24 protein-coding genes and 1 pseudogene are annotated in these 23,949 nt (G+C 41.2%); 12 read left to right on the top strand and 13 right to left on the bottom strand.

The window, feature by feature from the left end; all coding sequences use genetic code 11:
- Positions 1-149 precede the first annotated feature (149 nt).
- From V7K60_RS11065 to V7K60_RS11050, 4 genes and pseudogenes are all read right to left on the bottom strand, one after another.
- Positions 150-500 carry a DUF952 domain-containing protein gene (locus V7K60_RS11065; RefSeq protein ID WP_334925541.1) on the bottom strand — a complete coding sequence of 117 codons (351 nt, stop codon included), beginning with the start codon at positions 498-500 and terminating at the stop codon, positions 150-152.
- Positions 501-623: 123 nt separating this feature from the next.
- A pseudogene (locus tag V7K60_RS11060) lies at positions 624-1,190 on the bottom strand (HAD family hydrolase); the annotation flags it as partial.
- A gap of 182 nt (positions 1,191-1,372) precedes the next feature.
- Positions 1,373-1,816 (bottom strand): KGK domain-containing protein, encoded by a 444-nt coding sequence (locus V7K60_RS11055; protein WP_334925393.1) that lies wholly within the window; start codon positions 1,814-1,816, stop codon positions 1,373-1,375.
- A gap of 287 nt (positions 1,817-2,103) precedes the next feature.
- Entirely contained in the window at positions 2,104-3,621 is a 1,518-nt protein-coding gene (locus V7K60_RS11050) for a thioredoxin-like domain-containing protein (RefSeq protein ID WP_334925391.1), read from the bottom strand.
- 219 nt (positions 3,622-3,840) lie between these two features.
- Here V7K60_RS11050 and V7K60_RS11045 point away from each other — a divergent pair, with 219 nt between their 5' ends.
- Together V7K60_RS11045 and V7K60_RS11040 are read left to right on the top strand one after the other, a co-directional pair.
- Positions 3,841-3,969, top strand: a complete 129-nt coding sequence (locus tag V7K60_RS11045) for a hypothetical protein (RefSeq protein WP_334925389.1) — start codon at positions 3,841-3,843, stop codon at positions 3,967-3,969.
- A 2-nt stretch (positions 3,970-3,971) separates the two neighbouring features.
- Positions 3,972-4,160, top strand: coding sequence for a hypothetical protein (locus tag V7K60_RS11040; RefSeq protein WP_334925387.1), 189 nt, complete (start codon positions 3,972-3,974; stop codon positions 4,158-4,160).
- Positions 4,161-4,430: 270 nt separating this feature from the next.
- Here the strand turns inward: V7K60_RS11040 and V7K60_RS11035 are convergent, their stop codons facing one another.
- Positions 4,431-5,018: an RICIN domain-containing protein gene (locus tag V7K60_RS11035; protein WP_334925385.1), complete on the bottom strand. Its 588-nt coding sequence runs from the start codon at positions 5,016-5,018 to the stop codon at positions 4,431-4,433.
- A gap of 111 nt (positions 5,019-5,129) precedes the next feature.
- Here V7K60_RS11035 and glsA point away from each other — a divergent pair, with 111 nt between their 5' ends.
- A complete protein-coding gene (gene glsA / locus V7K60_RS11030; RefSeq protein WP_334925384.1) occupies positions 5,130-6,044 on the top strand; it encodes a glutaminase A in 915 nt (304 codons plus the stop codon).
- On the opposite strand, the gene V7K60_RS11025 is transcribed toward glsA, so the two are convergent.
- The 3 genes from V7K60_RS11025 to V7K60_RS11015 all read right to left on the bottom strand — a co-directional run bounded on the left by V7K60_RS11025 (position 6,021) and on the right by V7K60_RS11015 (position 9,659).
- Entirely contained in the window at positions 6,021-7,826 is a 1,806-nt protein-coding gene (locus V7K60_RS11025) for an ATP-binding protein (protein ID WP_334925382.1), read from the bottom strand. The genes glsA and V7K60_RS11025 overlap by 24 nt on opposite strands.
- A gap of 182 nt (positions 7,827-8,008) precedes the next feature.
- Positions 8,009-9,574, bottom strand: a complete 1,566-nt coding sequence (locus tag V7K60_RS11020; RefSeq protein WP_334925380.1) for a hypothetical protein — start codon at positions 9,572-9,574, stop codon at positions 8,009-8,011.
- On the bottom strand, positions 9,522-9,659 hold the full coding sequence (locus V7K60_RS11015; RefSeq protein ID WP_334925379.1) for a hypothetical protein: 138 nt from the start codon (positions 9,657-9,659) through the stop codon (positions 9,522-9,524). The genes V7K60_RS11020 and V7K60_RS11015 overlap by 53 nt, the downstream gene beginning before the upstream one ends.
- Before the next feature lie 545 nt (positions 9,660-10,204).
- On the opposite strand from V7K60_RS11015, the gene psaA reads away from it, so the two are divergent.
- The 6 genes from psaA (at position 10,205) to V7K60_RS10985 (ending at position 16,963) form a co-directional block, all read left to right on the top strand.
- Positions 10,205-12,463 (top strand): photosystem I core protein PsaA, encoded by a 2,259-nt coding sequence (gene psaA / locus V7K60_RS11010; protein WP_334925377.1) that lies wholly within the window; start codon positions 10,205-10,207, stop codon positions 12,461-12,463.
- Positions 12,464-12,576: 113 nt separating this feature from the next.
- Positions 12,577-14,802, top strand: coding sequence for a photosystem I core protein PsaB (psaB, locus tag V7K60_RS11005; RefSeq protein ID WP_334925376.1), 2,226 nt, complete (start codon positions 12,577-12,579; stop codon positions 14,800-14,802).
- 62 nt (positions 14,803-14,864) lie between these two features.
- A complete protein-coding gene (locus tag V7K60_RS11000) occupies positions 14,865-15,089 on the top strand; it encodes a hypothetical protein (RefSeq protein ID WP_334925375.1) in 225 nt (74 codons plus the stop codon).
- Between the two features lie 166 nt (positions 15,090-15,255).
- A complete protein-coding gene (locus V7K60_RS10995) occupies positions 15,256-15,462 on the top strand; it encodes a hypothetical protein (RefSeq protein WP_334925374.1) in 207 nt (68 codons plus the stop codon).
- On the top strand, positions 15,462-15,707 hold the full coding sequence (locus V7K60_RS10990) for a hypothetical protein (protein ID WP_334925373.1): 246 nt from the start codon (positions 15,462-15,464) through the stop codon (positions 15,705-15,707). The genes V7K60_RS10995 and V7K60_RS10990 overlap by 1 nt, the downstream gene beginning before the upstream one ends.
- Positions 15,708-16,057: 350 nt before the next feature.
- Positions 16,058-16,963, top strand: a complete 906-nt coding sequence (locus tag V7K60_RS10985; protein ID WP_334925371.1) for a DNA-methyltransferase — start codon at positions 16,058-16,060, stop codon at positions 16,961-16,963.
- A gap of 73 nt (positions 16,964-17,036) precedes the next feature.
- On the opposite strand, the gene V7K60_RS10980 is transcribed toward V7K60_RS10985, so the two are convergent.
- Positions 17,037-17,249, bottom strand: coding sequence for a hypothetical protein (locus V7K60_RS10980; protein ID WP_099099566.1), 213 nt, complete (start codon positions 17,247-17,249; stop codon positions 17,037-17,039).
- 215 nt (positions 17,250-17,464) lie between these two features.
- Complete coding sequence (locus tag V7K60_RS10975; protein WP_442944369.1) at positions 17,465-17,638, bottom strand: helix-turn-helix domain-containing protein; 174 nt, start codon at positions 17,636-17,638, stop codon at positions 17,465-17,467.
- Between the two features lie 597 nt (positions 17,639-18,235).
- Between V7K60_RS10975 and V7K60_RS10970 the strand changes: the two genes are divergently transcribed.
- Entirely contained in the window at positions 18,236-19,291 is a 1,056-nt protein-coding gene (locus V7K60_RS10970) for an SGNH/GDSL hydrolase family protein (protein ID WP_334925369.1), read from the top strand.
- Positions 19,292-19,357: 66 nt separating this feature from the next.
- Positions 19,358-19,714 (top strand): DUF4864 domain-containing protein, encoded by a 357-nt coding sequence (locus tag V7K60_RS10965; RefSeq protein WP_334925538.1) that lies wholly within the window; start codon positions 19,358-19,360, stop codon positions 19,712-19,714.
- A 25-nt stretch (positions 19,715-19,739) separates the two neighbouring features.
- Here V7K60_RS10965 and larE read toward each other — a convergent pair whose 3' ends face one another.
- Both larE and hrmK read right to left on the bottom strand, forming a co-directional pair.
- On the bottom strand, positions 19,740-20,570 hold the full coding sequence (gene larE / locus V7K60_RS10960; protein WP_334925367.1) for an ATP-dependent sacrificial sulfur transferase LarE: 831 nt from the start codon (positions 20,568-20,570) through the stop codon (positions 19,740-19,742).
- A gap of 112 nt (positions 20,571-20,682) precedes the next feature.
- Positions 20,683-22,554, bottom strand: a complete 1,872-nt coding sequence (gene hrmK / locus V7K60_RS10955) for a hybrid histidine kinase/response regulator HrmK (protein WP_334925365.1) — start codon at positions 22,552-22,554, stop codon at positions 20,683-20,685.
- 207 nt (positions 22,555-22,761) lie between these two features.
- On the opposite strand from hrmK, the gene V7K60_RS10950 reads away from it, so the two are divergent.
- Complete coding sequence (locus tag V7K60_RS10950) at positions 22,762-23,628, top strand: branched-chain amino acid ABC transporter permease (protein ID WP_334925363.1); 867 nt, start codon at positions 22,762-22,764, stop codon at positions 23,626-23,628.
- Positions 23,629-23,649: 21 nt separating this feature from the next.
- Here the strand turns inward: V7K60_RS10950 and V7K60_RS10945 are convergent, their stop codons facing one another.
- Positions 23,650-23,787, bottom strand: coding sequence for a photosystem I protein PsaX (locus V7K60_RS10945; RefSeq protein WP_292859685.1), 138 nt, complete (start codon positions 23,785-23,787; stop codon positions 23,650-23,652).
- Positions 23,788-23,949 lie beyond the last annotated feature (162 nt).

Raw genomic sequence — 23,949 nt, 5'->3', positions numbered from 1 at the left:
ATTAAATTCGGTCACAATTGCTCTAGATTAATTCCAGTTCTTTAAGTAAAGCGCGCAATCCTTTAAATGGCTTCTCGTCTTTTCTCTTCAGCATCCTTGGCATTCGCGCAGCGTGTCGCAGACAAGCCTCTCGCAGGGAAGGCGATTCATTATTCTAAATCTATGACTTCTTGCGGCAACTCAAATAAACCATCTTCCCCAGCTTCAAAATCAATCACCTGATACACAGCAGCAATATTTAACTCACCATAAATATGAGGAAATAGTTCCCCGATTTCAGCAGGTTCATAGCGAATTTCAGCTTGGACTTTTTCAGAATCAATAAAAAGTAGTACCAATTCTTTTTGATTATCAAAAAATCTCTTTGCAACCTTGAGTATTTGCGTTGATTTTGAACAATGTATAAAACCTTCACTGTCTAACGAATCAGCGCGATATTTACCAAGATTTTTTGCTTGTTCCCATTGTTGACGTTTGGTAATGTGAAGAATAGTGTTCATAAAAAATTTGGGAATTACTGCCGATTTTAATATTTTCAGGAAATCTTCTACATTTGTAAAGTCTTTAATTACTTTGGTAGCACCTACATTTGTTAATTTAGTATCACCTATCCCAAGAAAAGCAATACTCAAACGATAAGCTGCTTTTACATCCCAAATACCATCACCTACAAAAACAACTTTCTGAAATTTTCCAACTTGATAAACATTCTTCGCTTTGATAATAGCTATTTTAATAATATCTTCTCGTGAAAATGCATCATTAGCTGAAGCTAACGGAATGCCTTCTATTTGTAAATTAGCTTTTTGAAGTTTTAATTTAGCAGACTCATGCCAACCACCAGTTGCGATCGCAACACACCAATCAGGGTTTAGCTGTAATTTAGCTAATACGTTTGCAGAACCAGGAATTTCGCTGAATAAATCTTGGTTATTAATAAATGCTTCCTGGAGTAGACCAATAAAACGTGCTTTAAGTCTGACTAACTCTTCATCTGAAGGAAGACGTTCTAATTTTTCTTTGAAAATTTGCTGGGTAATGCCAGAATCTGTGGTGTATGTGTATTCAATCCAATTTGTATTTATACCAAAAATTCCAAATTCCAATGCAAAAGCACGTACAAAACAATTTTCATCAATTTTGTAGGTATTGGTTAGTGTACCATCAATATCAAAAACGACTAATTTCATACAAGCGATCGCTCAAGAATATTATTCTTAAAAATTTTATACCCAAACCCTAAATCCGTAACACAATTTACTTAATATTTACTTTATAAATTGTCTCTTGTAATCAAGTTAATCAGTGCGATCGCTTCCAATTATTTTTGTTTACTCCTATTGTTAGGATTTGGCAATGTTGAGGATAGTATTCATGTTGCTTGGATCATTTTATGAATATCATCTAACGGCGATTCAGGTTCATTAGGATTATCAGGATAAAATTCTAACACTACAGTAATATTCAGGTTGCCATGTTCCCTCTGCATTGATGGAGAAATAATTTCTGTATATGCTTTTATTCTGAGTTTTCCTGATTGCCAACCTGTAGAGCCAACTCTGAAAACTTGACAGTTTATGCCTTCGGTAGAAGATTGCCATGTGATATCTTCAACTTGAAAATTCACTTCGTTTATGCACAGTCTTTTAAAAAGTCCTGAAACTGAAAAATCACCATGATGTTCTCTTAATGGTGTACGAAATTTCTGGTTAAAATTTTCAGATATCAATTCTTTGAATCTGCTAACGATATATGTATCTTTATTAAATAATAAAACATCAGCATCAAAGTCTAATAGTTGATATATTTTGTTCATATTAATTCTAGTAATCAATGTAAATTAGGAATTGTCAACATGATAGTCTAAAGCAATCAACTATTTTAATGGGCAATTGTTAACATAACTTCAGTGATAATACTGGTATTAAAACCTCTAAAGATAGTTTAGCAATCCTAAATAAGCTACGAACAAAAAGATCCCTAACTTCTTCAATAATTTGGGGATCTGAAACTCTTGCTATTGGCAAATTAAATAGGATTGTTATAGGTCACTCACGCAAAGGTACAAAGAAAAACTTTGCAACTTTGCGTGAGATAATCTTTTTATAAATTCGGCGGAATACAAACATCCGGCGCACATAAATCAGGAAATTGAAGCGTTATTACTTCAAAAGTATTCAAATCTACGCGACGAATGGCGTGGTTATTAGTATCAGCAATATATAAACATGAACTCAAAACACTCAATCCCGAAGGTTCAAAAAAACGGCTATTCTTACCTTGACCATCTTGTAAACCAGCAGAACCATCTCCTAAAACTGTTTTACAATTCCCTGTGCTGGGACTTACTAATTTAATTTTATGGTTATAAGTATCTGCCACCCACAAAAAATTCTGAGCATATTCCACTCCTAAACAGTGTTGCAAACGGACATCTTCATCTTGTCCATCTACATCGCCAAAATCAAATAAACCGCCACTACCGCAAACAGTTCGTACTTGATACGGTTCGACAATTCCAACACCACGAATTGAACTAACTTCACTGTCAGCAATATATAATTCTTGCCCATTATTAGTAATACCGCTAGGTTGGGCAAAGGCAGATTCAGTCAGTGAACCATCAATACACGCTTCTGCACCAGTACCAGCAAAAGTTTTGATGATGCCAGTTTCTAAGTCCATTTGCCAAATTTGATGCGGCCCAGCCATTGCAATAAATAAGGTATTTCTTACTTTCACTAAATCCCAAGGGGAATTCAGTGCGGTTTCTAAACCACCACCGCTATGAGGATGGATATTGCGGCTTTGTTCACCAGTTCCCGCAATAGTCTCAACTACTTGGCGCTTTAAATCAACTCGCCGTAGCACATGATTTTCTGTATCAACAATGTAAAGAACCTGATTTTCGGCATCATAAGCCATTCCTTGCGGTGCAAAAAATTGCGCTTCGTTAAAAGCACCATCCGTTAAGCCAGATTTTCCAGTACCAATTAAATGTAGAATTTCTCCGTCGAAGCTACTCATAACTAGGCGGTGATGTCCAGAGTCAGCGATAAACAAACCTGCTTGGGTAGCCAGAACTTTACCAGGAAAAGCTAAAGGTGTGATTAATGGTTGGCGCTGTTTTTCTAAAGTTAAGCTGATTTCTTGGAAATTAATTGTGCCTTTGTCTTGATGTTGTTGAATTAACTTTTGAATCAACTCGTCTAAAGTGTCACGATTTCCTTCACCAGAAATCTGGCCAATTACATAACCTTCTGGATCAATAATTATTAACGTAGGCCAAGCACGCACAGCATACTCTTCCCAAATCCGAAAACCGCTGTCAACTACAACAGGATGTTCAATGTCATAGCGCAGGATAGCTTGGCGAATATTTTCTGTTTCCTTTTCGTTATCAAATTTGGCAGAGTGAACGCCGATAATAGTAAGACTATCTTTATATTTTTGTTCTAAATATTTCAGATTTGGCAGGATATGCAGACAATTGATACAACAGTATGTCCAAAAGTCTAAAATTACGACTCTACTCTTGATTTGTTTAAGAGACAATGGTTTATCGGTGTTGAGCCAAGAGTAATTTTGCGGTAATTCTGGCGCTCTAACACGGGGAATCATAAAACTTCCTTTGCTCTGAGAGGATGTTTATACTAATTTTCTGAAATAGGCCGATGAAAAATAATGATATATTACCGTGTGTTGCTATTAGGGGCTTATACAAAACCAAATTTAAGTTTAATTGCAGGAGAGTTAGATATTTAACCAGTCAATATAAAGTTAGAAACCCGCAATGTCTTATTACAAGCTTACGCACAATTACAAGAAATTATTGATAAGTTGTACGAAGCTCAAGACAGAGCAATAGCAAACAATGATTTTGATGATCCTAGCTTGCTGGCTAGTAGAGCCGATGGACTTTATGAAGAAACAGAAAGTTTGGAAATTGTGATTTCAGAACAGGAGTAAAGATGAAAACAATTGAAGAATTAAAGACTCGTATTAAGGAACTCAGTAAACAAGCTGTTGAACTCAGGCAAAAAGCATCTGAAATGTATTTAACTAACCAAGAGCAAGCCAAACAGCTTAGGCAACAGGCAAGAGAAGCTAGCAAGCGCTGCCAAGTATTGATACAAGAGTTAAAACGCCAACAAGTTTAAAGTTAAAAACTGGCTAGCTTTGAGAAGTGCCAGTTTTTAAGTTTACATATAAAATGTTCTCGCTGATTGGGGTATTTTTGATTTTACCTGTACTTTGATGTTACCAAAAATACTTTTAAATCCTCTTAGAAAGGAATTTTTCCTATGGTCGCGGCTACGTAAACGATAAGTACGCAGAGATTTGATAAGTAGCAACTTTTTCGCTACGCATTTACGAAATCCTGTACTTTAGCTGTAGACGATTGATCCGATTTCATTCAAGCAGTATTCTTAAAAACTTGGTTGCCACCGCCACCTTTGATCTGAGCTTTTACCAGAACTGCTAAATCCAGATATTTCACAATCAGAAAGTACCAATGGCGTACCATTAGCTGTGCCAGGATCTCCAGATACAGCAATGCATTTGTCGGATAATCCATTTCTGAGAAATCCTGCACCAATGTATTCCCACCTCTGATCTGTGGTTCCAAAAGCACTGCTAAATCCAGATAGTTCGCAATCATAAAGTATCAGTCGCGCACCAGTAACTGTGCCAGGCTGTCCCTCTACATCAATGCATTTGTTGGATAATTTATTTCTGATAAATCCCCCACGAATAAATTCCCATTTCTGATCTGTGATCTTACCAGAAGCGCTAAATCCAGATAGTTCGCAATTAGCAAGTATCAATTGCGTACCATTAGCTGTCCCAGGATCTCCAGATATATCAATGCACTTGTTTGATAATTCGTTTATTATAAACATTCCTCCTATTTGTGCAATAGCATTTTGATTTTCTAGAATGCAAGTTGCTCCCCATAACAGTGACCCGACCAAGCCAACTGCGATCGCTGTATGCTTTTTTAAATTAGGTTTCACAAATTTTTTCTCCTTAATTTCGTGTTTCTACGGTATTAAAAAGCCCTGGTAAGCTTAAAAATATACTGTTAGTTAGTATCTAAATAAATGAACTTTTAGAAAATTTACATTTTGAAAGGACTTGACAAACTAACTACTACGAATTTGTCAGCTTGGGTACAACAAGCGAAAACTAAAGCTGAACACGGAAAAGTTATTGATCGCATTCCGCAATTAGCTTTGGCTGATCCTGGTTGGTTTGCAGTTCACATCTGCTGTGAATCGGGGAAAAATATCAGCTTTGGGGATACCGCTTGTGTCTTCCCGCTAATGAGCGTTATTAAGACGTTCTCTCTACTTTATCTGCTAGAATATCTAGGAGCAGAAACGGTTTTTGGGTGGGTTGGGGTTGAACCATCAGATGCACCCTTCAATTCTTTAGAACAATTAATTAGCGATCGCGGGCATCCTCGTAACCCCATGATTAATAGTGGGGCAATTACCCTATCTGATAAATTACCAGGAAAGGACGCTAATCAACGCACTCTTTTATTTTGTCAATGGCTTAACCAATTAGCAGGTTGCCAACTAAGCTTAGATAAGGAGATGCTGGCTTCAGTGCGATTAACCCGTTCAACAGCTAATGAAGCGATCGCTAATTATCTCACCGAAGCCGATCATCTAAAAAATATTGAAACAGCACTTGACACTTATGAGCAAATATGCTGTATTTCTGGGCGAGTTGAAGATTTAGCTTTGTTGGGGAAACTGCTAGCTTGTGAAAATAGCTGTTTATCCCTACAAAACCGTCGCATTGTAAATGCTGTAATGTCAACTTGTGGACTGTACGAAGCTTCTGCAGAGTTTGCAGTCAGGATTGGTTTACCAATGAAATCAGGGATTGGTGGTGGGCTTGTAGCAATAGTACCAGGTGAGGGAGCGATCGCTTGTTATAGTCCAGCTTTAGATAGGGTAGGAAATCCGGTAGCGGGACTTATTTTTGTTGAGGCTCTAGCACAAGAGTTACAGTTGAGTATTTTTGGCTAAATCCTGCTTTTGAATGGGGAGAGAAATCATAAATTCTGTACCACCACCCACCTCAGATTTACAAATTAGTCGTCCTCCATGTTTTTTGACAACAATCTGATGACTAATCGAAAGTCCCATACCAGTGCCAACGCCTGTTGGTTTGGTAGTAAAGAACATCTCAAAAATTTTCTCTTGAGTATCAGAGGCAATACCAGAACCGTTATCAGCAATACGGACAACTACCCAGTTTTTGTCTTGAAGTTCGGTAGCGATCGTAATTCGTGGGTAGTCTTGAGTATTGTGCTGTTCCTCCAAAGCATCAAGTGCATTGTTGATAATGTTCATGAACACTTGGTAAAGCGAGCTAGAAAAACCTTCAATGGTGGGAATATCACCGTAGCAGCGCTCAATCGTGATGCCTTTTTTGATCCGGTTATTGAGAATGAGTAGCGTACTCTCAATACATTCATGCAAATCGACTGCATGGGTTTCTGCTTCATCTAGACGAGAGAAGTTTTTCAAACTTAAAACAATTTGGCGCACGCGATCGGCGCCGAACTTCATAGACTGCAAAACTTTAGGTAAATCTTCTTCCACAAATTCTGCATCAATTTCGGTGGCGTGGTCTTGTACCGCCAGAGGTGGATTAGGTATTTCTTGACGATAGGTTTGTAACAATGCTAATAAATCGTCTACGTGCTGAATAGCAGGATCTAAATTGCCGTAGATAAAATTTACCGGATTATTAATTTCGTGGGCAATGCCAGCTACCATTCGTCCTAAACTAGACATTTTTTCACTTTGAAGCAATTGCACTTCTTGCATTTGCTGCTGACGAAAGGCAGCTGCTTGCTGTTCTTTCAGTAAGCATTTAACCCTGTGCAAAACTTGGTTAAATGCAGTAGCAAGTATGCCAATTTCATCTGTGGTTATAACGGGTGCTTGCAGGTCAAAATTAGATTCTTTGGTGATTCGCTGCGCTACATTCGTCAGCACTTCGACTGGATGGGTAATGGTTCGACTCGTCAAAAAAGCTAAAAAAGTAGCAATTACTACTGACAACAAAATACTAGCAACAATAATTTGAATCCGTATTTGTGCTGCTGTCTTGAACGTCGTCGTTGCTGCTTGTAATTCCTCATAAGAGGTATTAATGATAGTAACCAGTTCATCAGAGATCCTGTCAAACTTAAGTGCTAACTCACTATTGGTAAACTTCAACAGTCGTCGTTGAGCGATCGCAATTTTAATCTCAGTTAGAGCAGATAAATCAAGTTGTTGAGATAGTTCTTCAAGTTGCTGGATATAAGTTTGTGTTACACCTTCATAAGTTTTTAGAAGCAGGGGAATATTCTCAGTGTGTTTTTGGCTCGTATAATCGACAGTTTTTATATATGTTTGGAGTTCCAACCAAACCTGCTTAATTTCAGGTGCATGTGTATTAGTAATGTGGGCATATTCCTCTTTGTACAGCTTTAGATTTGCCACTAAGGGAATGAGTTGCTGCTGGTGCGTCCGGGTTTGCAGGATACTTGTCTGGAGGCGATAGAGCAAATTGAGTTCCTTAAAGACATTTTGTTGTTGCTGCAGCGCTTGTTGCTGATAGTGGTCTCCTAAGACCAACCCAATTGTGGTTCCGACAATTCCCACACCAAGGGCAAGACTATAGCCAAATTTAATTTTGTTGCCAATACTCAAACCGTTGGTAATTTTTGAGAACCACCCTTTTTGGCTCGATTGGACGACGGCGATATCACTGGAAACTGATGGAAAATCTGAATCTGGAGTCTGGAAAGCCATATTAATCCTAAGTAAGCAATAAGAGTCAATCCTTACTTAGAATTCCCTAGTTATTCAGCAAAAGCAAAAATTTTGAAACTTTTTACCGCATATTGCTGAGTCCGATGACGCAGAAGAAAAGTGATTTATTTCACTTCTCTGCTGCCTCTACCAGCCTTCAAGGTATAACTAAATCCTGTTTTTTATGGCTGTAGCACTTGTTTTTCGGGTAATTCAGCAGAAGGAGGTGTTGGCGTTACCTCTGGCTGTGGTTCTAGTGTTGGCGTAATAATTTCTGGTGTCGGAGACTCAATAATCTCTGGCAGCGTTGGTGGCAAACTAGGAGATGGGGCAACTGTTACTTGGGGAGTAGGTGTCTTAGCCGTTCGACGATTAAAAAACCCACCAAATCTAGAAGATTTTTTTGGCTGAGGCGTTACTTTTTCGGGTAACGGCGTTGATTCAGGAGTTGGCATTACCGTTGGCTGTGGTTCTGGTGTTGGCGTAATAATTTCTGGTGTGGGAGACTCGATAATCTCTGGCAGTGTGGGTGGCAAACTAGGAGATGGTGCAACTGGTGCTTCTGGGGTGGGAACTTTACCAGCCCCACGGTTAAAAAATCCACCAAATCTTGGTTTTGTTGGCTGAGGCGTTACTTTTTCGGGTAACGGCGTTGATTCAGGTGTTGGTGTTACCTCTGGCTGTAATTCTGATGCTGGAGACTCAATAATTTCTGGTGGCGTTGGGGACAAGCTGGGAGATGGTGCAGCTGTTGGAACTTCTAATTTTGGTTTTTCTGGCTGTGTTTTGGATTGTTCTGGAATTTCAGTTTCAGGAATAGGCTGTATTTGGGGTGTTTTTTCAACAGAAGGTGTGGGTGTGGGTTTAGGTGCAAGTTTATAATTCGGGTCTACAATCGGGCGCACCTCAGCTGCTGTGAGTTCTCCTCTGACAATTCTCGACAGAGTGTCTTTACCTTTTGGCTGGTAGTCAATCAATCTAACTGTAGTATTAAAAGCATTTTTGACAGGATTTCCCTGATTATCGAGAAATTCTAGCTTTACCCAGTTTTTCCCTGGACGGAAGCCTTTAAGGTAAACTGCCTGCCAGCGATCAAAAATAAAGCTTTCACCATTAATAGTGGAGCGGATGCGCCAATCACTGAACTCGTCACTGGCGTTTTCCTTGCCGATGAGGTGGAGAGGAGCATTAGTTAGATAGAAGTCCAGTAAAATTGGTTCTGCCCCGTAGCTGCTTTGAGGGCGGCTGTAAGTTAGCAGGGGTAATTTAGGATCTGGGGTGTTGTCGTCGGTTTTGGTGAAGACGTGAAATGTTGTTTGGGCATAAGCGCCTTCATTCTTAAAGCTTTCATGCCAAGGACGAGAAGCAAAAACACGCAGGGTATGACTACCTGGAGACAAGTCTGGCAAAACCAAGGGCTGATTCAGGTCGTAAACAGGTATATAAGGTTGATTATCCAGAATTACGTGTAGATGTGGGCCCAGTTGTAATTGTGGGTCTTTAAATATTGGTAGATCCTTAACCTGAAAACTGGCTGTGACTTTGTTGTCTTGAAGAACTTCATCAATTTTTGGAGTAACAATTGTCACTTGTGGCTGATAAACTTCCAAAATTGTCCGCAGTTCTTGAATAACAGATGGAGGGGAAACTTCCGAAAATTGCTTTGAAATTTGAGAAATCTGTGGGGAGTTTTCTTTATAGCCAGTAGATACTTCCTGGCTGTCGGCTTTCTCGCCGCAACTGGTCAAGTGTAATACCAGCACCAATGTCATTACCCACCTGAGAATCGGGAACCTCTGAGGGAGGAGCTTCTCTAACACCCTTTTCTGCCACGAGTTCATGCGTTACACCCAGTGATAGTCTTCGACAATTGACAGATTATTTTGGCTCAAACTGTCCATCTGGAACTATAGCCCAAAAGGTGAAATCTACCTCACATCCCATAAGTTTTCCTTTGTATCTCATAAAATTTTAAAATAAGTCATATTCTTTACAGCGTTTTACTTGCAAAAATTGAAATATGACATAAATGTTCATGAGTAATAGCAGTAAAAGTTGGGACATTGGCTACATACAGCCAAACCATAAATTTTACGAATTGTTATTGTTTGTAAATTAAATAGATAAACTATTGACTTTTGGACAAAAAGTTTGAAGTTAAAAGCCAGTTAAGGCATGAATTCCAGCAATATTTGAGCAAGTTTGAATTATTGTTAAAATATCTCTAACAATGTACAAGTGAAGACTCTATAATTCAACGAGAAACAACTCTCCACATCGGGTCTTGATCGCGGCTTCAGTAAAATTCTGGAGTATACGGTAATGGTTCACTTTGTGGTATACATGATTCCTCATTCCTTATCAAGAGAGGAGGTCGAATGACAATAAGTCCTCCGGAGCGAGAGGAAAAGAAGGCAAGAGTAATCGTCGATAACGATCCAGTTCCAACCTCATTCGAGAGATGGGCGCAACCTGGACACTTTGACAGATCCTTAGCCAGAGGTCCCAAAACCACCACATGGATTTGGAACCTGCACGCACTCGCCCATGATTTTGATACACATACAAGCGATTTAGAAGACATCTCGCGTAAGATATTCTCAGCCCACTTCGGCCACTTAGCCGTTGTTACCATCTGGTTGAGCGGGATGATTTTCCACGGCGCGAAGTTTTCTAACTATGAAGCTTGGCTAAGCGACCCGTTAAACGTTAAGCCTAGTGCTCAAGTTGTTTGGCCCATTGTGGGACAAGACATTTTAAACGGTGATGTTGGCGGTGGTTTCCACGGTATTCAAATCACCTCCGGTTTGTTCCAAGTATGGCGTGGCTGGGGGATTACAAACTCCTTCCAGCTTTACGTAACTGCGATCGGTGGATTGGTATTAGCAGGCTTGTTCCTATTTGCCGGTTGGTTCCACTACCACAAACGCGCTCCCAAACTGGAATGGTTCCAGAATGTGGAATCGATGCTGAATCACCACTTGCAAGTACTGCTAGGTTGTGGTTCCTTGGGATGGGCAGGTCACTTAATCCATGTGTCCGCACCGACCAACAAGCTTTTGGATGCAGGCGTTGCTCTCAAAGACATACCCCTGCCCCACGAGTTCATCTTGAACAAAGACTTGTTGACTGAACTGTACCCTGGCTTTGCAGCTGGTTTAGCACCTTTCTTCACCTTGAACTGGGGTCAGTATGCTGACTTCCTAACCTTCAAGGGCGGTCTAAACCCGGTAACAGGCGGCTTGTGGTTGACTGATATTTCTCATCACCACTTAGCGATCGCAGTTCTCTTTATCGTTGCTGGTCATCAGTACCGTACTAACTGGGGTATTGGTCACAGCATTAAAGAGATCCTCGAAAACCACAAAGGTCCTTTCACTGGTGAAGGTCACAAAGGTCTCTACGAAAACCTGACCACATCCTGGCACGCTCAGTTGGCTACTAACTTGGCCTTCTTGGGTTCGCTGACCATCATCATCGCGCATCACATGTACGCGATGCCCCCCTATCCATATTTGGCAACTGACTACGCTACGCAGTTGTGCATATTCACTCACCATATTTGGATCGGCGGCTTCTTGATTGTTGGTGGAGCGGCTCACGCTGCTATCTTCATGGTGCGGGATTACGATCCAGTTGTGAATCAAAACAACTTGCTGGATCGGGTGATTCGTCACCGTGACGCGATTATTTCTCACCTGAACTGGGTGTCTATTTTCCTCGGCTTCCATAGCTTTGGACTTTACATCCACAACGACACAATGCGTGCATTGGGTCGTCCTCAAGACTTGTTCTCTGATACAGGGATTCAATTGCAGCCAGTATTCGCCCAGTGGATACAAAATATCCATGCCTTGGCTCCTGGTACAACTGCACCCAATGCCCTAGAACCAGTTAGCTATGTCTTTGGCGGCGGTGTCTTGGCTGTTGGCGGAAAAGTGGCAGCTGCACCCATTGTTTTGGGCACAGCGGACTTCCTAATTCACCACATTCACGCTTTCACCATTCACGTCACCGTCCTAATTCTGCTTAAAGGTGTGCTGTACGCCCGTAGTTCTCGTCTGATTCCAGACAAGGCAAACTTGGGCTTCCGCTTCCCTTGCGACGGCCCTGGTCGTGGCGGTACCTGTCAAGTCTCTGGTTGGGATCACGTATTCCTCGGACTTTTCTGGATGTACAACTCCATATCAATTGTAATTTTCCACTTCAGCTGGAAGATGCAATCAGATGTTTGGGGAACCGTAGATGCAGCCGGGAATGTGACTAACATCACTGGTGGTAACTTTGCCCAAAGCGCTATCACCATCAACGGTTGGTTGCGAGACTTCTTGTGGGCACAAGCTACACAAGTCATCAATTCCTATGGCAGTGCGCTATCTGCCTATGGTCTACTCTTCTTAGGCGCTCACTTTGTCTGGGCATTCAGCTTGATGTTCCTGTTCAGTGGTCGCGGCTACTGGCAAGAACTGATTGAGTCCATTGTTTGGGCGCATAACAAACTGAAGGTAGCACCAGCAATTCAGCCTCGCGCTCTGAGCATTATTCAGGGTCGAGCTGTAGGGGTAGCTCACTACCTCTTAGGAGGAATTGCCACAACTTGGGCATTCTTCCATGCACACATTCTTTCAGTAGGGTAGCAATCAGTTGTGGAGTGCTGAGTGCTGAATGCTGAGAAAATACTCAAAACTTGGTACTCAGGACTCTAGACGCTGATACTTGATGGCTAAAGGTCAGAGGATTTATTAAACCTATGGCGACAAAATTTCCGAAATTTAGCCAGGATCTCGCACAGGATCCGACGACTCGTCGGATATGGTATGCGATCGCTACAGGCAACGATTTTGAAACCCATGATGGCATGACGGAAGAAAATCTTTACCAAAAGATTTTCGCAACTCACTTCGGTCACTTGGCAATCATCTTCCTGTGGGCATCCAGCCTCCTGTTCCACGTAGCCTGGCAAGGTAACTTTGAACAGTGGATTAAAGATCCCCTTCACATCCGTCCCATCGCCCACGCGATTTGGGACCCCCACTTCGGTAAACCAGCGATTGAAGCATTTACCCAAGCTGGCGCTAGCAATCCGGTAAACATTACCTACTCTGGTCTCTACCATTGGTGGTATACCATCGGAATGCGGACGAATGGTGAACTGTACAACGGTTCAGTGTTCTTGTTGTTATTCGCTGCTGTATTACTGTTCGCTGGTTGGCTGCACTTGCAACCCAAGTTCCGTCCTAGCTTGGCATGGTTTAAGAGCGCTGAACATCGTCTAAACCACCACTTAGCAGGTTTGTTTGGTGTTAGTTCTTTGGCGTGGGCTGGTCACTTAATTCACGTTGCTGTCCCCGAAGCTCGCGGTCAGCACGTAGGTTGGGATAACTTCCTATCCACCCCACCCCACCCAGCAGGTTTGACACCATTCTTTACAGGCAACTGGGGTGTTTACTCTCAAAACCCTGACACTCCTGGACACATATTCGGGACATCGCAAGGTGCAGGAACTGCAATTCTGAGTTTCTTGGGTGGTTTCCATCCCCAGACAGAAGCTTTGTGGCTGACTGACATAGCTCATCACCACCTAGCGATCGCAGTTTTATTCATTGTTGCTGGTCACATGTACCGGACAAACTTTGGGATTGGTCACAGTCTCAAAGAAGCCTTGAATGCCAAGAACTTCTTTGGTATTCCTGTTGAAGGCCCGTTCAACCTACCTCACCAAGGTATCTACGACACCTACAACAACTCCCTGCACTTCCAATTGGGATGGCACTTAGCAGCGTTAGGTGTTGTCACTTCCTGGGTAGCGCAGCACATGTACTCCATGCCTTCCTACGCATTTATTGCGAAGGACTACACAACCCAGGCAGCGTTGTATACGCATCACCAGTATATTGCTGGATTCCTGATGCTTGGTGCTTTTGCCCACGGAGCAATCTTCTGGGTACGTGATTACGACCCAGAGCAAAACAAGGGTAACGTTCTTGAGCGCGTACTTCAGCACAAAGAAGCGATTATTTCCCACCTCAGCTGGGTATCCCTTTTCTTGGGCTTCCACACCCTCGGTCTGTATGTACACAACGACGTAGTAGTTGCTTTCGGTACTCCTGAAAAGCAAATCCTAATTGAGCCAGTATTTGCTCAATTCGTCCAAGCTGCTAACGGCAAAGTACTGTACGGTTTAGACACCTTACTATCTAACCCAGATAGTATTGCTTACACAGCATGGCCCAACTACGCTAACGTTTGGTTGCCAGGCTGGTTAGATGCCATCAATGCTGGTACTAACTCCCTGTTCTTGACAATTGGCCCTGGCGACTTCTTGGTACACCATGCGATCGCTTTAGGTCTGCACACCACCACCTTGATCTTGGTCAAAGGTGCTTTGGATGCCCGTGGTTCTAAGCTGATGCCTGATAAAAAGGACTTCGGCTATGCCTTCCCTTGCGACGGCCCCGGTCGTGGCGGTACTTGCGATATCTCAGCATGGGATTCGTTTTACCTCGCTACATTCTGGATGCTTAATACCCTTGGTTGGGTTACCTTCTACTGGCATTGGAAGCATCTAGGTATTTGGCAAGGCAACGTAGCTCAGTTCAATGAGAACTCTACATACCTCATGGGCTGGTTCCGCGATTACCTCTGGGCTAACTCTGCTCAGTTGATTAACGGTTACAACCCTTACGGCGTGAATAACCTGTCTGTCTGGGCTTGGATGTTCCTGTTTGGACACCTAGTTTGGGCTACTGGCTTCATGTTCTTAATCTCCTGGAGAGGTTACTGGCAAGAGTTGATTGAAACCCTTGTTTGGGCACACGAACGCACTCCTCTAGCTAACCTAGTTCGCTGGAAAGATAAGCCTGTGGCTCTGTCCATCGTTCAAGCTCGTGTAGTTGGTCTAGCTCACTTCACTGTTGGCTACATCGTAACTTACGCTGCATTCTTGATTGCTTCTACTGCTGGTAAGTTCGGTTAATTCGGCTGCTAGTTTTGTAGATAACTAATAAAAATCCCCTGCCGCGAGGTGGGGGATTTTTTGTGAAATTAGTTAAGTTTAAAATTACAGTAATAGAAGTTGAAGGTGCTATAAAAATAAATGGAAATAAAATGCAATTCCAACAAAAATCTATTATCAAAGAAAATTGGTGGCTGATGTCATGTAGTTTTCCTAACTTAAATTGGGCAAGGTTGAGAACTTACGATGATTTCTCCGCTGAGATATTAGATTGTGATGGTTCTAAATACACCTTTTCTAATGAATAAGAAGCACGTTACTTCTTAATGGAGGATGAATTCACGCAATTTGAATCACTTGATCAAGAAGACGAACAAGAACTCGGTATCTCGTTGTGTCTCATACAGATACCAAAAGGAAAAAACGAAAAGGAATTAATAGAAAAAATGTATGTAAAACAAACCGAAATACGAAATGAACATTAAACTTGTTGAATCACTGTTGCAAGTTATCCTATCTCTCTCTGATGAGGAGCGATCGCTATTGGAAGAAAAACTATTTTTCGATTCATCAGAGCCTTCAACTTGTGATCTAATGCTACTTTCCCTGACTGGAGGAGCCTTTAACTTTCTTGAAAATGAACCAGACATATACTCACTTGACGACGGAGAACCTATCTAATGTCTCTCCAAAAAAGTGATATCGTCTTGGTTCCATTTCCATTTCCATTTACAGACTTGAGTGGAACAAAGCTACGCCCTGGTTTAGTTTTATGGATAGACACCATAGGCGATGATGTAACTTTATGTTTTATTTCATCTCAAAATATAAGTAGTTTGAGTCCAGAAGAGTTCATTTTAGAACCTTCAGATCCAGATTTTACTAGTACTGGATTACGGGTTGCTTCTAAAGTTAGGGTGACTTGAATAACTACCATAGAGCGTAGACTAATTAGCAGAAGGATAGGTAAATTAGGAGCAAATCAAGTTCAGCAGTTGAATACAGTAATGCTTCAAGCTTTGAAACTGACATAATCTCAAGTTTGTTATCAAGCTAGTGAAAACCGCAAAGTTTTTAAAACCTCTGTACTGACTTGTCACCAAATATTTCAGGAGTATATTATCATGTACAGGAATACAAAGTTAATATAGTCCTCTGCATTACTTTGCGCTTACCTCTGCATCCCTGTGCGTTAAAAAAGGAACTTTTAAAATTAAATCCTTAGACAATACCAAAACAAGTTATAACTAGAAAAAACTAGATAATATTATCACTCTTGCAAAAAGAACCCATAACGCCACCAAAAGAAATAATTTTTAATCCCTATTATACCCAGCCGAACGGAGCAGCATATTTAGGTGATAGTCTTAAACTTACTAAATTCATTGATGATAATAGTATTAATTTAATTCTTACCTCACCTCCATTCGCTCTGACACGAAAAAAAGAATACGGTAACGAAACTGCTGAAAAATATATTGAGTGGTTTCTGCCTTTTGCATCCGAATTTAAAAGAGTTCTCGCAGATAATGGCTCATTCGTACTAGATTTAGGTGGCGCTTACCTACCAGGTAATCCCGTGCGGAGTATCTACCAATACGAACTTTTAGTAAGATTATGTAAAGAAGTAGGTTTCTTTCTTGCTCAAGAATTTTACCACTATAATCCGGCTCGACTGCCAAGCCCTGCTGAGTGGGTGACAATCAGGCGGATTCGTGTAAAAGATTCTATAAATACAGTTTGGTGGTTGTCTAAAACACCGCATCCTAAAGCAGATAACAGAAAAGTATTAAAGCCCTATAGCCAAAGTATGAAACAGTTATTAAAAAATGGTTATAAGGCAAAAATACGTCCTAGTGGACATGATATTTCTGATAAATTTCAAAAAGATAACCAAGGTGCAATTCCGCCGAATTTGCTAGAAATTGCTAATACTGAATCGAATAGTGCTTATTTACGACGCTGCAAAACAGCAGAAATTAGACCCCATCCAGCACGTTTTCCTCAAGGGTTCGCCGAGTTCTTCATCAAATTTTTAACTGATGAAGGTGATATGGTATTAGATCCATTTGCAGGTTCTAATACAACCGGCTTTGTTGCTGAAACTCTGCAACGCCGATGGATATCTTTTGAAATTAATGAAAGTTATGTAATTGGAAGTCGTTATCGATTTAGCCAATAACCAAATTAAGTAAAGAGTTAGGAGTGAGACGTTAAAATTTATAACTTATAACTCTTAACTCATAACTACTCAATTAAATTTCTCCATTCACCTGCATTTGATGAACTTGATCTGCTAGCTCTTGACGACCTCGATCATCTAGTTTATCAATAGCTAACATCCCCATGAGAATAACTTCTTTCAGGGTCAAACGTGTGGAATGTGCCTGTTTTTGCACAATCTCCTTAATAATGGGACTGACACCAATTGCTGTACTAGCTCTTGCCACAGAAGAAAAGGAAAACACTAATGATTCAGCCTAAATCTTAGCACTTTCAATGAGGTTATTCTCTAGAGTTAAAACTTAATTTAAATGTGTTTCAACTCATACTTCAATTAGTAAACATAAATTTTAAATTACGTATAGTGAGTTATCAAATTTTCAGTATGGCAAACGTCATACTTGCTCATTGAGTACACATCATCGTATGATATCAATATTCTCAACAATTATAATTTTGCCTATTTCTCCAAAATTTCCATCAAGTCCTCAATCATCACATTAAAGGCATAAGCTAATTTGTATATAGCAAAAAAGTCAACTGTTGTCATTTCGCAACGACGCACATAACTTATAACTGTGCTGGAAATTATCCCAGAACGGCCAGAAACTTCTTTTTGTAACCATACTTTCACTTGTGCTAGTTCTCGAATCTTTAATCTGAACTAGTCACATCTTTAATAACTCGTGCATTTGCACTGCTTAATTTAACATGACAAAGTGAAAAATGTAGAAGTGTACTCCTGCAAAGAAGCAAACTATGGGTAGCGTCTTGTAGAGAAACTGCTTGTCGTTAGATATAGCCTCTCGCCCTAGCAAACTCTCAGATGATCGCAACAATTGACTGAAATCTAGAAACCTAAAATCTGATGGTTATTTCACATATTAGCAACATCAAAAGCAAAAACTCTGTCCTGAGATCCTCAAAAATCACTCACTAATCGCTGAGTTTACAAATACTAGTAATATTTGTGATAACTGAGTTAGAAAAAGTGGTCGGCTGATGAAAACAGTGCTTTCAGTAGAATTATTCACACAAAGAAGATTTGTATACCACCGGGAAACCCGTACTTTAAAGAGATCGTAAATTGTCAAATATAATCTCATAAACACGCTTTACAGAACTATACAGCGTAAATAAGAATAATAACTTAACCGAAGTAAAATTTTCCTGAATACAGGCAACTAATGCTGTCATAAGGGAAAGCAGTGAGTAGAGGAGAGAGAAAGCGATGAGGGACCCTTATCTGTTGGCAGCAGGCTTGTTAACAGGATTAGCAATACCAGCATCGGCTCTTCCACATCTGTCAATTGTACTGCCAGAAAGTTCTAGATTCCTGTGGGATTTAAAACAGGGTTCGCAGACAATAGTCAGTACAAAAATTATCAAGAGCGTTGATCTCTCCTTACCAGAACTCAGCGGCCAAGCGTTCCAACCCCTAAAAAGTTCGCAGCCAATAGTGAGTGAGAAAAACGTCCCTAGCGTACCAGAATTCAGCAGTCAGGCATTACCAGTATCAACAGAGTCATCACTCAACCCCAGCGCCCAAGCAACTAGCCTCTTATTGACATCTGGAAATCAACTTTACTACCAAAGATTGGCGGCTCTGAAAACAGGTCAGATTTATACACGCGTAGATAGTGATAATTTGCAATCATTGTGGGAGTCGATCAAGAAACGTCAACTAACTTACGACGACTGGAAAACTTTACTAGCTTTAGAAGCTAGAGCGATCGCTCAAGGTCAAGGTGCCAATCATCTAAGTATTTTAGTTGGTGATTCTTTGAGTATGTGGTTTCCGAGAGAAAAACTGCCTGCTGGTAAATTGTGGCTAAATCAAGGCATATCTGGAGATACATCTAGTGGCGTTTTAAAAAGATTGGGAGCATTTTCAGCGACGCGACCAGATGTAATTTATATCATGGCTGGGATTAACGACTTACGAAAAGGCGCTACTGATGAAACAATTTTGCGTAATTATCGCCGGATTGTCCGTCGTTTACGGCAGGCTCACCCCCAAGCTCAAATTATTGTCCAATCAATTTTGCCTACTCGTCTACCAAAAATTTCCAATAGTCGCATTCGTCACATCAACATCCAACTAACCGTGATTGCCAAACAAGAAGGTGCTAATTATCTCAATATTTATAGCTGGTTTACGGATATAGAAGGCAATTTGCGTCCAGAGTTGACCACAGATGGGTTGCACCTGTCTCAAGAGGGATATGATGTGTGGCGAACAGCATTACAGCAGATAGAATACAAGCTTACTCAGCGTGAGAATTGAGCGATCGCTTTGCCGACACTTGGAGCGATGTCTACGACGGGCTGCGCCTACGCAATTTTTAAATTTATGGAAGTTACTGATACCGATGCCATCAACATACGTTCTGTAATTGAATACCAATTGGCAGCCTTTAAAAAAGATGATGCCCAAGGCGCTTTTGCCTTTGCTAGTCCGGTGATTCAGGCGCAATTCGGAACCCCAGAAAATTTTATGCAGATGGTAAAGACAAGCTACCCAGCAGTATACCGTCCTCGTTCTGTCTTTTTTGAGAAAATAACAACCATCCAGGGAAATATAACTCAACCAATGCTGCTACTTGCTCCTGATGGAGTACCCTTAAGGGCTTTATATTTTATGGAAAAACAGCCCAATAATATCTGGAGGATTAACGGTTGCTTTCTAGTTTCTCTAGACGGTAAATAAACTCTATATTTATAGAACTAAAATCCTATACTTTAACGCCCAAGACTTCCCTATTTAAAACCTGATTTAACTTACCGCTACGATAACCTTCTAAATCTAAGGTTACGTAGATAAATCCAAAATCTTGAAATGCCGAAACTAATGTTTGTAAATCGTTAGTCAACACAAACTCTTTGATTTGTTCTGGTGGTAATTCAATACGTGCTGTATCCCCTTCCGATCGCACACGTAAATTCTGCCAACCTAGTTTTCGCAGATAAATTTCTCCTCTACCAACTCGTTGCAACTTAGCGACAGTAATCTCTTCACCGTAAGGAAACCGGGAACTGAGACAAGGTTGAGCAGGTTTATCCCACCAAGGTAAACCGAGTTGTTGCGAAAGTTGGCGAACTTCAACTTTGGTGACACCTACTTCTGCTAAAGGCGATCGCGCACCTCTTTCTTTCGCTGCCTGAATTCCTGGGCGATAATCATGCAAATCATCAGCATTCACCCCATCCACTACATAAGGATAACCCAGTTCTAAAGCTAAAGGTTTGAGAGTGTCGTGCAACTCACTTTTGCAAAAATAACAGCGATTAACAGGGTTAGAGGTGTAATTGGGATTTTCCATCTCGTGAGTCTGGACGATTTTGTGAGGAATCCCAATAGTTGCAGCTTGAATTTTCGCGTCTTCCAATTCTTCTGGTAACAGCGAAGGAGAAACAGCCGTGACAGCCAAAGCGCGATCGCCCAACACATCATAAGCAATTTTGGCAACCAAAGTGCTATCAACGCCCCCAGAGTAGGCAATCAACGCCTGCTCCATTCCTCTAAATAAGGCTTTTAATTGCTCAAATTTTTCTGTCAGCATCATTTCCCAATCCTGCCAAAACCTTATAGCACCCAATCATTTATATTGTAGTCATTAGTTATGGGGCATTGGGCATTGGGCATGGGGCATTGGGCATGGTTTCTTTTTGTCTCCTTCACTCCCCACTCTTCACTCCCCACTCCCCATCAACCAAGGTTGGTGGTTGACTGTACTTGGCCACCAGACTAGCTAAAAGCGGTAAATCAATCGGTTTAGAAATATAGTCATTTACTCCACCAGCTAGACAGGTTTCGCGATCGCCTTTCATCGCCATTGCTGTTTGAACAATTACCGGAATCGTCCGATATTGCTGATGTTCTCGTATTTGTTGCACCAAGTGCAGACCATTTCCATTTGCCAGACAAACATCCATTAAAATCACAGCTGGGTCTAACTGTCTTAGAGCTTCCCACATCTGGACAGCATTCTCAACCCAAGTCACCTGATATCCCAATCTACTTAGAGAAATTTGTATCAAATTAGCATTGGGTAAATCATTTTCTACCAGCAAAATTTCTCTAGAAGAACTAGGAGTCGGCAGAGGAGATGAGGAAAATCTTGCTTCCCCTGCTTCCTCTGCTCCCCCTGCTCCCTCTACTCCCCCCACTCCCGCCTCTTGGTTAAGGGGAAGTATCAGGGTAAAACGGGAGCCGCGATCCACTTCAGATTCCACTTTCACATCACCACCGTGAATTTTGGCGAGTTTTTGAGTCAGTGCTAAACCCAAACCAGTACCTTCAACACTATCAGCCTTGTCAATTTGAAAATAGGGTTGAAACAGTTGAGTTTTGTCTTCTTGAGAAATGCCAGTGCCAGTATCCCAAACTGTAAAATGTACAAATACACCTTCCAGAACAACCTCTAAGCCAACACTTCCTTCCCTGGTGAACTTTAGGGCATTCCAGAGTAAATTCCACAGCATTTGCTTGAGTCGCAATTCATCAGCTACTAGGGTTGTGATATCGGGGTTAATTTTTAGACGCAGTTTTAAATCCTTATCAGCAGCTTTCTCTTTTACCAGTGCGAAAACACTATCACATACGAATTGCACATCTAATGTTTCCCAGGTAACTTCTAGATGATTTGCTTCAATTTTAGAGAGATCCAAAATATCATTAATCAGAGCTTGTAAGTGTTTACCGCTAGACTGAATAATATTTAAATACTCTTGCTGGCGTTCTTTAGTTGGTTCGTACCCTGGGGCTAAAAGCAGATAAGTAAACCCAATAATGGAACTAAGCGGTGTGCGAATTTCGTGGCTGGTGTTTGCCAGAAACTGATTTTTCAGTTGATTTGTGCGCTCCAATTCTTGATTAGAGTTACTTAACTGTTGACACCGTTGCTGGAAAGATAAGATATGTCTAAGTTGTAATAAGGCTTTAGTACAGTACCTAGCAGACCTTGCCATCAATTTCGATCTGAGTTGAGCTTGTGATTCTATGAGCGACTCACGATCAGAGCTTAGGGGCGCTGTGGCGATAATTAGCCAGCCCATAATGCTGCCAGAATCATCAGCTAACCGCCAAGCGCTTGGTAGTTGTTGATTCTCAAGCTGTTGCAAATCTTCAAGTTTTATGACCTCTTGCAATCTCAACAGCAGCTTTTTTTCTGCTGTCAGCACTTCTAGAAATAAAGGTTGTGAATTTGGGGATGGAGAACAAGAAATATAACAAACTGTGGCAACAGTTTCTTGTGGTTGACACATAGCGATGCCTACGGCACATTCTGTAAGTGCCAGATTACAGCTGTCAACAGCAATATTAATCTCGTTAACCACGGTTTGGAAAAATTCCGCTTGTGCGGCTTCTGTCTGTGGGACAGTGTTACAAGCACAAGGAAAGCAATCATCAAGGCGACTTTGTAACAGATTTAAGCTGCTCTCCAGCCGCAACTGGGCGCAAAGTTCCTCAATCTCAATTGTTGTCAAAAGTTTTGACGTTGCATCTATCAGTGAGTTCTGGTCTGGTAAGCTTGAGTACTGCTGCATAGTCAACTAGACCGCTGAACAAGTTTAGCTTTGCATAAAAATCCCAACAGGATTTTATGTATATTAGTGGACAATTCTTTTTTATTTATAAACGATAACTTATGTTGTTATAAACCATAACTTATGATGTCGAGTTTAGCAGCTAATTCAAAAAAAATTATTGTATAAACTACTAACCTAAAATTTTTTAAACGCAACTTAAGACTTATGGATACACAATTTGCCCAACTAATCGTTAATGGGATTGCGGTGGGGAGCATTATTGCTCTAGCCGCAGTCGGACTGACTCTTACTTATGGAATTTTACGGCTATCTAACTTTGCTCATGGTGACTTTCTCACTTTAGGGGCTTATCTAACTTGGCTAATAAACACTATTGGAGTCAATATTTGGCTGTCGATGATCCTAGCGGCGGCGGGAACAGTAGCAGCAATGCTGTTATCGGAAAAGTTACTGTGGTCAAAGATGCGCTCTATTCGTGCTACTTCCACTACGCTGATTATTATTTCTATCGGGCTTGCCTTATTTATTCGCAATGGGATCATTTTTATCTGGGGTGGCAAGAACCAAAATTATAATTTACCTGTTACTCCAGCTTTAGATATTTTGGGTTTAAAGATACCGCAAAATCAATTATTGGTATTAGGGTTGGCGGTGCTAGCAATTTTGGCGCTGCATTACCTGCTGCAAAATACCAAAATTGGTAAGGCGATGCGAGCAGTTGCCGACGATCTGGATTTAGCCAGGGTTTCAGGTATCAATGTTGACCGAGTAATATTCTGGACTTGGCTAATAGCTGGCACTCTTACGTCATTGGGCGGCAGTATGTATGGGTTAATTACAGCCGTGCGCCCGAATATGGGATGGTTCCTAATATTACCATTATTTGCCTCGGTAATTCTTGGTGGGATTGGCAATCCCTACGGTGCGATCGCAGCAGCTTTTATCATTGGCATCGTCCAGGAAATCAGCACTCCTTGGCTGGGTTCACAGTATAAACAAGGTGTCGCACTGTTCATCATGATTTTGGTGCTGCTCATTCGTCCCAAAGGTTTATTCAAAGGAACGATTTGAGCAGCACCACTCCACTTCTAATTATTCAATAATGTGGAAATAGTAGGCTGCTACCAGGAAATTGATAGCTAACAAGAACAGTGCCCAGCCTGTGCGAAAGGCGTAGGGAGGTTTAGCCCCGCTGTCGGCAACTGGGGAATTCTTAGCTTTAGCAGTCATAATGCGATTCTCCTTATGTCATGACTTTTTAAGAAATACCAAACTGGCGTACCAAATACTCAAATTCTTTAAGAATATTTGTGTGAAGTTGGGAATTGGGCATTGGGCATGGGGCATTGAGCATTGGGGAGATATTCTCCCTTGTCCCCCTCGTCTCCCTCA

The sequence above is a fragment of the Nostoc sp. genome, from assembly GCF_036917555.1.
Lineage (GTDB): Bacteria > Cyanobacteriota > Cyanobacteriia > Cyanobacteriales > Nostocaceae > Nostoc.
Note: the sequence above shows the minus strand (reverse complement) of the source record. Positions and strands in the feature narration are given on the sequence as shown.

Coding starts and splice junctions, on each gene's coding strand:
- V7K60_RS11065 (WP_334925541.1), bottom strand. CDS start 500: ATGAACACTATTCTTCACATTACCAAACGTCAACAATGGGAACAAGCA.
- V7K60_RS11055 (WP_334925393.1), bottom strand. CDS start 1,816: ATGAACAAAATATATCAACTATTAGACTTTGATGCTGATGTTTTATTA.
- V7K60_RS11050 (WP_334925391.1), bottom strand. CDS start 3,621: ATGATTCCCCGTGTTAGAGCGCCAGAATTACCGCAAAATTACTCTTGG.
- V7K60_RS11040 (WP_334925387.1), top strand. CDS start 3,972: ATGAAAACAATTGAAGAATTAAAGACTCGTATTAAGGAACTCAGTAAA.
- V7K60_RS11025 (WP_334925382.1), bottom strand. CDS start 7,826: ATGGCTTTCCAGACTCCAGATTCAGATTTTCCATCAGTTTCCAGTGAT.
- psaA (WP_334925377.1), top strand. CDS start 10,205: ATGACAATAAGTCCTCCGGAGCGAGAGGAAAAGAAGGCAAGAGTAATC.
- psaB (WP_334925376.1), top strand. CDS start 12,577: ATGGCGACAAAATTTCCGAAATTTAGCCAGGATCTCGCACAGGATCCG.
- V7K60_RS10995 (WP_334925374.1), top strand. CDS start 15,256: ATGAACATTAAACTTGTTGAATCACTGTTGCAAGTTATCCTATCTCTC.
- V7K60_RS10990 (WP_334925373.1), top strand. CDS start 15,462: ATGTCTCTCCAAAAAAGTGATATCGTCTTGGTTCCATTTCCATTTCCA.
- V7K60_RS10970 (WP_334925369.1), top strand. CDS start 18,236: ATGAGGGACCCTTATCTGTTGGCAGCAGGCTTGTTAACAGGATTAGCA.
- V7K60_RS10965 (WP_334925538.1), top strand. CDS start 19,358: ATGGAAGTTACTGATACCGATGCCATCAACATACGTTCTGTAATTGAA.
- larE (WP_334925367.1), bottom strand. CDS start 20,570: ATGATGCTGACAGAAAAATTTGAGCAATTAAAAGCCTTATTTAGAGGA.
- hrmK (WP_334925365.1), bottom strand. CDS start 22,554: ATGCAGCAGTACTCAAGCTTACCAGACCAGAACTCACTGATAGATGCA.
- V7K60_RS10950 (WP_334925363.1), top strand. CDS start 22,762: ATGGATACACAATTTGCCCAACTAATCGTTAATGGGATTGCGGTGGGG.
- V7K60_RS10945 (WP_292859685.1), bottom strand. CDS start 23,787: ATGACTGCTAAAGCTAAGAATTCCCCAGTTGCCGACAGCGGGGCTAAA.